The following is an 11483-nucleotide window of genomic DNA, read 5'->3' on the forward strand; positions in this document are numbered from 1 at the left end:
ATTCCATCGCAGCGGAATACCATCATTTTTGCTGGTAGACACCGGCACCGACAAACTCGATACCAACAACGCATCATGGCGCTCACCGATACTTTCGTCCGGCAGGTTAAACACAAGGGCGCCGACAACGGCGAGAAGTACGGCGATGGTGGCGGGATGTACCTGCACGTCACGGCGACAGGCAAATACTGGCGCATGAACTACCGGTTCGCCGGCAAGCAAAAGACGTTAGCGCTCGGCGTCTACGCCGACGTTTCGCTCGCCAAGGCTCGCAAGCGCCGGGACGAAGCTCGCGAACAGCTAGCAGACGGCATCGATCCCAGCACCGCAAAAAGGGAGCAAAAGAATGCTCTGCGCGATGCAGTCGCAAACACATTTGAGGCGGTCGGGCGGGACTGGTTGGAGAAGACCACGGCTAAACGCCAGCCAGACACCCAACAAAAAGTGCGGACATGGTTGGAAAAGGATGTGTTCCCCTTCATTGGCCGCATGCCTATTTCAGCTATCGGGCCCCGCGATGTTTTGGACAAGGTCATCCGCAAGTTGGAAGCGCGAGGTGCTGTCGACACCGCCCATCGCGTCAAACAACTCTGCGGGCAGGTATTCCGGTTTGCCGTTGTATCTGGGCTGGCAGAACGGGACGTGACTGCAGACCTGAGGGAAGCGCTGGCCACGAAGGTCATTAAGCATCATGCTGCCATCACTGAGCCGGCGGCCGTGGGGGGATTGATGCGCGCCATTCATACTTACACCGGGCATGCGACCACCGTGGCAGCGCTCAAGTTGTCCCCGCTGGTGTTTGTTCGCCCGGGTGAGCTGCGGACCGCTGAATGGTCGGAATTCAACTTAGAGGCCGCCGAATGGCGCATCCCCGGCTCGAAGATGAAGATGGGCATTGACCACATCGTTCCACTGTCCACCCAAGCCTTGGAGATCCTGCGCTCGCTACGTCCCATCACGGGCCACGGCCGCTATGTGTTCCCCAGCATCCGCACCGGTGAGCGGCCCATGAGCGAGAACACGGTGAATGCTGCGCTCCGAGCGCTGGGATACAGCAGCGACATCCATACGGCCCACGGCTTCCGGGCAACCGCGCGGACGATCCTAGATGAAGTATTGGGCGAGCGAGTTGACTTCATCGAACATCAGCTCGCACACACGGTGAACGATACCAACGGCCGCGCCTACAACCGTACGGCCCATCTTCCAGCGCGCCGGGAAATGATGCAACGATGGGCCAACTACTTGGACAAGTTGCGAATTGGTGCTGAGGTCATCGTGCTTGCTCAAGCCGCCTGAGGCAAGCTACTGCTCAAAATTTAAGCATCCAATTGGGCCGAGAGAAAATATTTTCTCTCGACCTAAGCTGTTGATTTCATTAGATTTTTACAGGAACCCTGCAGCTGAAGCATGTGCTGCGTCGATTACGGCCGCTCGCTCCTCCCTATAAATAGATCGCACACCTTGTGCATTGACCTAAACCAACCTGGAGCGCCATGCAGCAACACACCATTCTCCGTTTCAAGGATCTCGTAACTCAGCTCCGCCTGAGCCGCTCAACCATCTATCGGTTGATCGCCAGTCCTAGCAGCGGCTTCCCCAATTCCATCGAGTTGTCCGCCCATTCTGTCGGCTTCCTCAAGTCAGAAGTTGATGCATGGATCGAGCAACGTCGGCGCAACGCCGTTGAAGGGAAGGGGCAAGCATGCTGAGCCTGGCACAGATAGCCGCCGCGCAAGGCTGGGGCAAGTGGCCGGTTTCCCGTCAAGCTCGCGAAGACCGTCAGCGCTGGGCCGAAGAGCAGGATCAATTGAATGGATGGTTCTTCTTTTCCGGGGAAGTTTCCGACGAGCAAATGCGAGCTGTTTTTCGCAAAGAGGCACATATTGCGCGGGACAAGAACGGCAACTACATCGTGATTGAAGGAGCGCCAGATGCAGACTAACCACATAAACGCGGAGCAACTGGCAGATCTCCTCACCGAGGCCGTCGTCTTGGACACCATCGAACACGAGGGCCAGCGCACCTATGTGCTGGAGTACACCGGGCAGGACATCCTAGCCGTGGACACCCTCAACGGCGGCGCGACGGTCATCTACCCGTGCAGCAGCTTCGACGCTGAAAGCGGCGGATCGATCCATGACCACGCTCGCTCCCAGCGCGAAGGTTGAGAGCGAACGTGCACTAGCCTCCCTCGATAGCGTTCCCGCAGCATTGCTGCGGCCAGAGCCGCACGCGGCGCTGTTCAAGTCCATAACGATGCTGGCGGCCGAGAAGCGCCAGCACGAAGGCTCGGAGCGCTTCTGCGAGGCCGTCCGGGGGCTGACCAGCGCCAGCACTCAAACGCTCATCCTGCGGCTTTCTATGGGCACGGATACGCTGCTCATGTGGGCAATCCATCTAGAGCTTGACCGCAGAAACGTGCCACCGTGCCTGCGCTGGCCGACGAACGACAGCACCCCGCAGCACGAGTTCGTCACATGGCTTGCAGACATGCTCTGGTTCACCAAGCGCAACCCGAGGCACACGCCCCGATTCCGGGGCTGGAAAGGGCTATTCGACACCCCCCCGTGCTCTGCTAAGTGGCACGCGACAGCAGCCCGGCAGTTTGCATTTGTCAGTGCTCGCTATAGCGTGGCGCACTGGTGCACGACGGGGCTCGGGCTATCCGACTCACAGAGGCGAGACCTGATGACATTGCCGACAAGCGGGATGCGAGCCGAGCGCAGACGACTTGCTCCCCAGCAGTGGACGATTGCATCAGAGCGCTTGCTGAGCCATGCAATGAGACATCGTGACCGCTCCGGGCGCCACACCCCTGAGAACGTCGCTGCTAGGCGTGCAGCGCTTCTGCGAACGTTCGTGCTGTCTCACCGTAGCCCGACTGCCACCGCTGAGAACTGGCGACTACTTACTGGGGGTCAGCTGTCCCGGCAGGCCGTCTCCAAACTGATTGAGACAATCACCGACATCGTCGTAAGTGAGCATAGTTGATCATTTTCGACTGTTCCTATGTGCCTCCCCATTTCTACGAAATGGGGGGTATGCACGCAACCACTGAATCGCTAGCACTGACGCCACGTTTAGGGGTTGCGCTCGGCTTCATCTCAAGGGGTTGCGCTCGCCGGCTTCAGCGCAACCCCTTATCCCGCTAGATTCGTGCGCCAGCAAGGCCAGCAGCGGCGTGTAAGCGCCGCTCCTACCTATAAGCAAACCGCACCATACCGACCCCATCCCCATCGAAAAAACATCGCGCTTTTCTCGGGGCTCGGGGCTCTCGGGCAGCAGCGACCGGCGCGACCGTCTGCCGCAGCCCGCAGACCTTGACACCCCTGCGGGGCAGCTCATGGCCTCGAAGCCCCTCGTGAAGTTTTTTCCGGGGGTTTAGCGAGACTGCTTATAGGGCGCAAAGGAAATGCTTGCTACCGCAGGCAAAATTCGACGGGCGAAAGTGTTGCCCGTGTGGCACTGCACAGCAACGATCCATGGGCTGCACCATAGGCCTCGCGCGAGGCAAAATCCTAGCTATGAAGCCCTCAGCCCCCTCCGTCTTGATCGTGGTCCTGCTCGTGCTCCTTGTGTGGTTCGCCGCCGCATTGGCCACAGTGGAGAACGAGCGGTACGCCCTTCAGGTTGGCCTGTGCACCTTCAACCCAACTGATCCACTGGCGCTGTTCGATTGCCTCAAGAAAGCCGAGACGCGCACCGGTTGGTGGTGGCACATCTTTTACGCGCTGAAGGGTTAGGCCATGGCTCAGCTGATCCCCCAGCCACTCGTCGCCGTAATCGCTGAACTCGTCGCGCACGCAGAGACCCATGCGACGCTTCACGGCTTGTTTATGCATGCGGAAGCCTCCGGCGACGCGCCTGACGGCAACAAGCTCGCCAAAGCTCAAGACTGGCTCCGGAATACGAACAAGCGACATCCGGAGCCTCTAGCTGTAGCGGGCGGAATCATCTGCGGTTACATGGAAGACCCGGACATGGACGCCGAATACTCGTATGCAGGATTTGGCGACGAACCCGAGTTTGTAGTTAAAAAGCGGGCGCTGGTCCGAAAGGTTGAAGCGGTGCTCGGGCGGTGCGGGCTCAATTACCACTCCGGCGGAGTTATCACGACCGGAGGACTCGCACCAAGCAAGGCTCTAGGGGAAATCATTCGCGGCCGAGACTTACCCGCCATCCATCGTGAGTTCGAGCGTGCCATGGAGTCTGTCGAGTCGAAGCCGCGTGATGCGGTTTCTGCTGCTGCCAACATCCTCGAATCAGTCTTCAAAACCTACATCGAGGACAACGGTCTCACGATGCCCGACAAGCAGGATTTGCAACCGGTCTTCAAGGTGGTTCGGGCAGACCTCGGACTTGACCCGGGCAGTATTGAGGACAATGACCTCCGGACAATCATCAGCGGCTTGTTCTCCGTGGTGGACGGCATCGGCGCCCTACGCACACACGCCAGCAGCGCCCATAGTGAAGGTCGAAAGGGCTACAAGCTGGAGCCCCGACATGCCCGCCTTGCGGTCAACGCCGCGCACACCGTTGGAGCCTTCGTCATGGAAACGTGGGACAAGAAGGCGAGGACGGCGTAGCGTGGTGTTGTCCACATGCAGCTAGGGCAGGATTCGGGTCGCCGTGTGTTGCATTGGCAACATATCACCTAGCATCATGATTTGATGGTACTTGCGTTGGTTCTTTGCTTTTGACTTTTGCAATTACTGAGCATTCATGCGGGTTGCAGCCGAGTTTTCGATTCCTGTCGAAGCACCAGCAAGCCGTTGAATTTCAACGGCTTTTTTGTTTGGTGGAAAGGCCGATCTTCCAGCTCCGTTCATTCCGGCCTCTGGCAGGCTCTTTGTCGTGGGCAGCAGCGGAGAGGGCATTTGTCTCCCCGGAAAAAGGTGCGTACCGCTCATGCGCGCGTGCGGCGCAATTTCTACAGTGACTTCACGGCGAACGCTTTGTTCCAACCAGGCAAACAATGCGGCGCCAGTTGTCCATCTCACTGGAGAACGCACATGGCCAAACAGTTCGCTCAGCTCTTGGTGTCTTCGTATTTGCTTGTGTTGCTCGCTTTGTGGTTCGTCATCTGAACGTGAGCGGCCGACGGTCCGTCGAGACTACTTCCTGCTGCGATTGGATGCGGACGGCGCCGAAGTCGGCGAAGGCGCCATTCCGCCGTCCACGCCCAGCCGGCCACCGCCGCCGAGGCCCTGGCCGCGCACGGTCTGCGCCTTGTAGTTGCGCAGCGAGCGAACCATCTGGTTGAAGCCGTCCATGAACGCCGCGGCAATCACCTTGCCTTGCGCCGTGTTGGTATAGCCGCCGAGATTGCCGCCGGCGCGGGCGCCGAACACCGAGCCGAAGGCGCCGAAGTCGGTCTTGGAGGCGCTGCCTTCCGAAGCCGCGACCTGCACGCCCGAGCGGTTGTCGATGAGCGTGAGCAGCGCACTGGCTTCCTTGGTCTGCATGCTTGCGCCCAGCTTGGCAATCGCGAGGCCCCGTCCCCCGCCCACCAGGCCACCCAGCGCACCGCCGATGCCGCCGGCATCGCTGTTGCTGAACACGATCTCGGGCGAGAGGCCGTAGTCGGAGGCCACCATCTGGCCGCGGCCGAAGTTGCTACCGCCGCGCATTTCACCCGACTGCTGCAGCGCGCGCTCGCGCGTCATGGCGTTCATGCCGGCCGCGCCACGCTCGACCACCACGAAGCAGTTCGACTGCTGCACCAGGAGGCGCAGCAGGTTGGCCGTGGGCGGCAGGCGGTATTCGCCGGTGAGGATGGTGTACCAGCCGGAGTTCACGTTCTCGATCAGCGAGACGGTGCCGAGCGGCGACTCGCAGCGCTCCAGCTGGCTGCTTTCGCCGGCGGTGGCCGAACCTGCCGCGCTGCCCGTGGCCATGGTCTTGGACGACTGGCTGCCCATTTGCATGTCGAGAGCGGGCATGTTCTGACAACCCGCAAGAGCCAAGAGCCCGGTCACCGCCGCGACTGTCGGAAATCTCATGTATGACCGTTCCATGGCCGAGTTTGAAAGTGGGCGCTGGTATGCCGCACCCGTTGATTTTTTCATGCGTTCCTCCCTGTTGGTTGGCAAAGGGCCGAGATCCGGCCCCGTGCGAATTTAGGCGGAAAGCAAGACGCCCTGTAAGTGGCTAAAGTCACTTGCTGCGTGATGCAAGGTCGTCCCCGCCATGGCCTGCCGGGCGCGGGCGAACGCTACTTCGGCGTGTAGGTCATCTTGATCCGCTCTGTTGTGATCTCGGGCCGGGGGCCTCCTTCTGGACGCGTATGGATCTTGAGCAACTGACCCCGATATGCTCCTTCGGCAGCGACCCATGTGGTGAAGGTCGTGACGGAGGACGTGTCACCCGTACCTGTGGTTTGCCTGTTCGTGAACTTGCAAGCGTTGAAGGCGCCCATCTCCGTTTGCAAAGTTTCGCGGCCCACATAGGTCAGGTCTCGCGACACGGGGTACTCGGTCTCGATCTTTGACCCATCCGCCGTACTGACGGCAACAGTCTTGATCTTGGTGCTGCCACTTGCCACTTGTCCGGGCTGCATGTCCACCGGGCCGCCCACTGGTGGATCGAACGTCACTGTGATGACTTGGGTCGCGACTTGCGCAATCGACCCGTAGGAGACCACGTTGCCATTGACCAGGTCGTGGTAGTTCTCGGCGGCAGGCGATGGATTGCCGGCGGTATCGTGGGGTTGGACCTTGACGGTCACAGGCGTGACACCGGCAAACGACTTGCGTTCGCCAACTGTTTCGACGGTGCGGCCCACCGTGGGGGATTGCCCGGAAATCGTCGTTCGTTCTTCGTAGTCCCGCGCAGTTCCGGCATGGAAATCCGCTTCGTTCGTACAAGGGGCCGAGCTCGTTGCCGATGCCGGTGCAGGGGCTGGCGCCGGTGGCGGCGGGGGTGGTGAAGAGGAGGGTGCGGGCTCCGGAGCAGGCGCGGCGGGCAGGATTGGAAAACCGCCGCCACCATTGCCTCCTCCTCCTCCGCCTCCGCATGCCGCCATTACCGCCGCGATGGACGCGATCCCCGCTCCAATTGCCCATGGATTTCTGTTCATACGATCTCCCTGTTGCTTGTCAAAAAAGGCCGACATCCGGCCCGATGCAAATCTAGGAGAAGGCAGAGATCAACCTGCAGTGTCTAAAGTCACTTGTTGCGCTCAGGGCAAACGCCGACGGCCTGCGGGCGCGAGTTCAGCCATGGCTTGCAGGAGCGTCGCGGCGCTCACGGGCTTGAACAGCACAGGTACGCCCGAGGCGCGCACACGCTGCAGCCGCTCGGGCGCAGTTTCGCCCGTGATCAGAAGCAGCGGTGCATCGAGCCGAAAGCGTTCCCGCAGGCGCAGGCCGACATCGAGTCCGTCCGCTCCGTCAGCCAGCCGGAAGTCGCACAGCAGCAGTGCGAACGGCTTCGCCTGTGCATCAGAATGCGTCAGCACCTCGGCTGCCGCGGCTTCGTCGGCCACGGCCACCACATCGAGGGAGTAGGCGCCCAGCAGCGCCGTCATGGCTTGCCTGATTTCCAACTCGTCGTCGATCAACAGGATGCGTCCGCGCAGATCCGGTACGGCGAAGCGATGGCGCACGGGCGATTCGAGATCCTGGAGCAAGAGATCCGTGGGCGATTCCGATGTTGCCTCGGCCCTCGGCACCAGCAGGCGAAAGCGTGTACCGCGGCCTGGGCGCGAACGCACTTGCACCGGATGAGCAAGCAACTGGGACAGGCGCTGCACGATCGACAACCCGATGCCCAGACCTCGGGAGCGGTCACGTCCCGGGTTGCCGATTTGATAGAACTCCTCGAAGATGCGTTCCAGCTGTCCGGGTGCAACACCGATGCCGGTGTCTCGCACTTCGATCCACACCGAATCACCACGCACAAGTGCCGTTACGGTCACGCCGCCGTGTCGTGTGTACTTCAACGCGTTGTCGACAAGGTTCGAAAGCATGCGATACAGAAGTTGCGGGTCGCTGCGCACCCACAGCCCGCTGGCGCGAATGCGCAACTGCAAATTCTTATGGTCTGCTTGCGCCGAGAAGGTGTGATTGAGCGGGCGAAACAGCGCGTCGAGTTCCAGAGCACATGGCTCGGGCACCACCACTCCCGCATCGAGACGGGAAACGTCGAGCATGGTGTTCAGCGACGCACCCAGGGTATCGACTGCCCGCATCAGGCGCTCGGCGTTTTCCCCTTCGGGGCGGTCGTGCAGGGCGTTTTCCAGGGCGGCGCCGAACAATGCGATGGCGTGCATTGGCTGACGCAGATCGTGGCTGGCGGTGGCCAGGAAGCGGGTCTTTTCGGCGCTGGCTCGTTCGGTTGCAGCGATTTGCTCGCTCAAGCGAGCGGCCAGGGCCTCGTTCTCGAAGCGCAGGATCAGCGATTCGGTCAACCGCCTGTTCTCCTGCAAGCCGGCGCGAAGGGTGAGTATCAGGTTGACAATTCCGAATCCGGCGAGGAACCAGTTCAGGGCGCTGCCATGCCAGACCAGGGCCGCGATAAGACCCGTCATCATGGGAATGCCATACCCGAACATGGCCGGCTTCAGAGGCCATCGTGCCTGCACGGCCCGTGTCCAACTGCCGATGATGACGACCGTGAACACGGTGGTCATGACCAGATCCGTCGTCGACACAAGGAACAAGGGCGCTGGAGCCGTCGCGATGCTGACCATGGTGACCAGGCGGGCGTACTTGCGCGCCCAATAGGGGCTGTCGGACATCGGCGTGGCAGGGGTCCAGCGCGGTGCCAGCAACGCGTACAGGTCCACGGCGGCAAGAACGAGCAGCCAGTACAACAACCATGGATGGGCGAGACGCGAGTAGCTGAAGATGGCCAGCGCGGCCGCAAAACCGAAATGGGCCAGAACCGCTGTGCTGTGACCGGCGTAGACCGAAGCCACGTGCTCGCGCAATATGCGCAGCCTCAGCTTGGCATCGACGGCCAGATGCTTCGACACGATGGCGCTCATCGAATTGCCTCCCCGCAGGAGTTGTCTCCCGCATGTATTTGTATGTTGCCCGCGCGGGCTGGGCTTACCGCAAGCTACTGATCAACTGCGCGCGCGAGCGCACACCAAACAGCAAGAAGATGGTCGACACGTAGTTCTTCACGGTGCCTTCGGTAAGACTCGCTGCCTCGGCGATCTCCTTGTTGGTCTTGCCTTCCAGCACCCACTGAAGCACCTGTATTTGCCGTGGCGCAAGCGCCTGCCAGGCGCGGCCATGGGAGGGTTTCGCGGGCCGGATTGCGGTCGACGAAGGGCAAGGCAAGCCGTCTACCGCGTCGCTCCCGAGCAGCCCACAGGCCCGGATGAAACTCACCACCTCCTTGAGGTTCGCCGACTTGGAAATGAAAGCGCTGGCGCCCAGAGCCAGCGCGCCCTGGGCGATCGTGGACTGCGCAATGGAGGTGGTGCCGGACCCCGAAATGGCAACGATGCGAGCGGCAGGATAGCGGGCGTGAAAATCCGCCAGGCCGCTCAGGCCCTGTGTATCGGGCAAGGCAAGATCCAGTAGCACCAGGGCGATGCCATCCTGGGCTCTTTCATACAACGCCAAGGCCTCGGCGAGGTTGCCGGCCTCCAGGACTTCAACCGTTTCGCCGGATGGAGAGGACTGTGCCTGCAGCAGTGCGCGCACCCCCAGGCGTACGAGATCGTGATCGTCCACCACCAGAATGGCGCGCGGCCGCCGCGCAGGCGCGGGAACGCCATGCGGGGGAGATTGATTCGACTCGACGGTACTCAAGCAACTGAATCTAGGCGGTTCTGGGCGGAAAGGTAAGTGACGAAAGTCAGGTTGCGCTGCATGCCTCGCCTCGCCAGGCACCAACGATAGCGCCCTCTCCTCTGGGGCCAGGCCCCTGTTTGCGATTCCTGTCGAAGCCCCGCGAGGCCGTTAACTCTTCGGCCCAAACGGCGTCTGCACGTCCTGCGACGCCTGTTGCTGGCGTTGCGGTGGACCGACCAGTGCGGCGGGTCCGGTCTGCTCGCCCAGGTCTTTGCGCCCAAGGCCTCTCACGAGGCGGCGCGGTATGTGGTGTGTTCTCAGAAACTGCGCCAGAGCTTCACTGCGCGCGGGTTCGGATGCCGGTAGAAACATGTGCATCACGCTCATGGTGTCGTCCCGTAAATGCCAGAAATGCAAGATGGCTGGCTCGCTTCCAGTAGACCCGGAGCCTTGGGTTTGACGCGGCTCTGGCGTGCCGCAGGCGGATTATGGGCGTCGGATTTCGATGCGGTGGCACAGCCCCTTGGCAAGTAGTGTTGCTGGAACGCTTAGGGCTTACCGATAGGTGCTCTTCTCGTAATTTACTTACTTTTTACTACTGTTCGCTACGCTCGCCCTGGCGTTCCAGGCCAGGCGTGTACCGGCCAGACCCTTCAGCCGAAGCTGTAGGCACCCGCCCACGCGCACGGGCTGGTTTCTCCCGCAAGCGTGGGCCGCGAGCGCCGCCAATGTAGAGCCCTATCTACTAAACGGAGACGCCGATCATGAAAAGCATCATCCTCTGGCTGTGCGGAGTGCCGCTGGTCGTGATCATCGGCCTGAAGGTCTTCGGCATTCTCTGAATGAAGAAGTAAGTAAAGAACGACGAATCCCGGTTCCTCCTCACGGCGCAATACTGCGTCGTTAAGCGCTCCCTAGTGAGCGCTTTTTTTTGCAGCCTCGCTCACGCGGTGGGCGGGGTCAGTGGGTTTCGCGGCGCAGTTGCTGCACGTCTTCATGCAGAGACCGGGCCCACTCGCGACGTTCGCGGCCGAGCGATTGCTGCGGCTCTCCAAAGCGCACGATGGCCAGGAGCGCCGGTGCGCGCAGCGTGTTCCAGAGCGATGTCAGCAGGTTGTCGTCGTCGATGTAGCGTGGCGCCTGGCTGGTTTCTCCTGTGGCCGCATCGGCAAAGCGCAGCGCGGCGGGCAGCACCGGTGCGCCGGAAGAAATGGCGGCCTGCAAGAGGTTGGCATGAAAGGGCAGCAGCCCGTGACCGTCGCTGGTGGTGCCTTCGGGGAACACGCCGATGCGGTCGCCGCTCTGCAGCGCCTCGGTCATGTGGTGCACCACGCGCATTGCGTCGCGCCGGCGCTCGCGCTCGATGTAGAGCGAGCCCGCGCCGGTGGAGAGCGTGCCGATCAGCGGCCAGTGCTTCACGCCCGACTTGGAGACAAAGCGCACGTGGCACGCGGCGTGGATGGCAGTGATGTCGAGCCACGAGAGGTGATTGCAGATGAGCAGCACCGGTCCCTCCGCGGGCGGCGTGCCCTGCACTTTGAGCGCGACGCCCATGATCTCGAGCAGGCGCAGCGACCACTGCTGCACGCGCAGGTTGCGCTCTTGCTGCGACAGGCCCGGAAAGGTGAAGCGGATGGTCCACCAGCCGCCAAGCGCGTGTCCCACCGCATGCAGCAGGCGCCAGCAGGCCTTCAGCGAATGAACCATCGAGATGTGAGCCCTCTTTTTATT

At 61.5% G+C, this 11483-nt stretch carries 13 protein-coding genes; 7 read left to right on the top strand and 6 right to left on the bottom strand.

Features of this window, described 5'->3' with window-relative positions; translation table 11 throughout:
- Positions 1-75 precede the first annotated feature (75 nt).
- From ACJ7Z0_RS12515 to ACJ7Z0_RS12545, 7 genes are all read left to right on the top strand, one after another.
- Positions 76-1299: a tyrosine-type recombinase/integrase gene (locus ACJ7Z0_RS12515; protein WP_434790106.1), complete on the top strand. Its 1224-nt coding sequence runs from the start codon at positions 76-78 to the stop codon at positions 1297-1299.
- A gap of 197 nt (positions 1300-1496) precedes the next feature.
- On the top strand, positions 1497-1712 hold the full coding sequence (locus tag ACJ7Z0_RS12520; protein ID WP_434790107.1) for a helix-turn-helix transcriptional regulator: 216 nt from the start codon (positions 1497-1499) through the stop codon (positions 1710-1712).
- On the top strand, positions 1706-1945 hold the full coding sequence (locus tag ACJ7Z0_RS12525) for a hypothetical protein (protein ID WP_434790108.1): 240 nt from the start codon (positions 1706-1708) through the stop codon (positions 1943-1945). Before ACJ7Z0_RS12520 ends, ACJ7Z0_RS12525 begins: the two co-directional genes overlap by 7 nt.
- Positions 1935-2171: a hypothetical protein gene (locus tag ACJ7Z0_RS12530; RefSeq protein ID WP_434790109.1), complete on the top strand. Its 237-nt coding sequence runs from the start codon at positions 1935-1937 to the stop codon at positions 2169-2171. Before ACJ7Z0_RS12525 ends, ACJ7Z0_RS12530 begins: the two co-directional genes overlap by 11 nt.
- Positions 2140-2994, top strand: coding sequence for a hypothetical protein (locus ACJ7Z0_RS12535; protein ID WP_434790110.1), 855 nt, complete (start codon positions 2140-2142; stop codon positions 2992-2994). The genes ACJ7Z0_RS12530 and ACJ7Z0_RS12535 overlap by 32 nt, the downstream gene beginning before the upstream one ends.
- A gap of 557 nt (positions 2995-3551) precedes the next feature.
- Positions 3552-3746: a hypothetical protein gene (locus ACJ7Z0_RS12540; RefSeq protein ID WP_434790111.1), complete on the top strand. Its 195-nt coding sequence runs from the start codon at positions 3552-3554 to the stop codon at positions 3744-3746.
- Between the two features lie 3 nt (positions 3747-3749).
- On the top strand, positions 3750-4589 hold the full coding sequence (locus tag ACJ7Z0_RS12545; protein ID WP_434790112.1) for an abortive infection family protein: 840 nt from the start codon (positions 3750-3752) through the stop codon (positions 4587-4589).
- Between the two features lie 528 nt (positions 4590-5117).
- Here ACJ7Z0_RS12545 and ACJ7Z0_RS12550 read toward each other — a convergent pair.
- The 6 genes from ACJ7Z0_RS12550 to ACJ7Z0_RS12575 all read right to left on the bottom strand — a co-directional run bounded on the left by ACJ7Z0_RS12550 (position 5118) and on the right by ACJ7Z0_RS12575 (position 11459).
- The gene (locus ACJ7Z0_RS12550; RefSeq protein ID WP_434790113.1) at positions 5118-6020 is read right to left on the bottom strand and encodes a CsgG/HfaB family protein; all 903 of its coding nucleotides are present in this window, start codon (positions 6018-6020) and stop codon (positions 5118-5120) included.
- A gap of 197 nt (positions 6021-6217) precedes the next feature.
- Entirely contained in the window at positions 6218-6787 is a 570-nt protein-coding gene (locus tag ACJ7Z0_RS12555; RefSeq protein ID WP_431127517.1) for a hypothetical protein, read from the bottom strand.
- 396 nt (positions 6788-7183) lie between these two features.
- Complete coding sequence (locus tag ACJ7Z0_RS12560; protein ID WP_434790114.1) at positions 7184-8992, bottom strand: sensor histidine kinase; 1809 nt, start codon at positions 8990-8992, stop codon at positions 7184-7186.
- A 64-nt stretch (positions 8993-9056) separates the two neighbouring features.
- Positions 9057-9770: a LuxR C-terminal-related transcriptional regulator gene (locus ACJ7Z0_RS12565; RefSeq protein ID WP_434790115.1), complete on the bottom strand. Its 714-nt coding sequence runs from the start codon at positions 9768-9770 to the stop codon at positions 9057-9059.
- A gap of 150 nt (positions 9771-9920) precedes the next feature.
- Complete coding sequence (locus ACJ7Z0_RS12570) at positions 9921-10139, bottom strand: hypothetical protein (RefSeq protein WP_434790116.1); 219 nt, start codon at positions 10137-10139, stop codon at positions 9921-9923.
- 573 nt (positions 10140-10712) lie between these two features.
- Positions 10713-11459, bottom strand: a complete 747-nt coding sequence (locus tag ACJ7Z0_RS12575) for a lysophospholipid acyltransferase family protein (RefSeq protein ID WP_434790117.1) — start codon at positions 11457-11459, stop codon at positions 10713-10715.
- Positions 11460-11483 lie beyond the last annotated feature (24 nt).

The sequence above is a fragment of the Variovorax palleresanus genome (assembly GCF_051144945.1).
In the GTDB taxonomy this organism is placed as follows: domain Bacteria; phylum Pseudomonadota; class Gammaproteobacteria; order Burkholderiales; family Burkholderiaceae_C; genus Variovorax; species Variovorax paradoxus_S.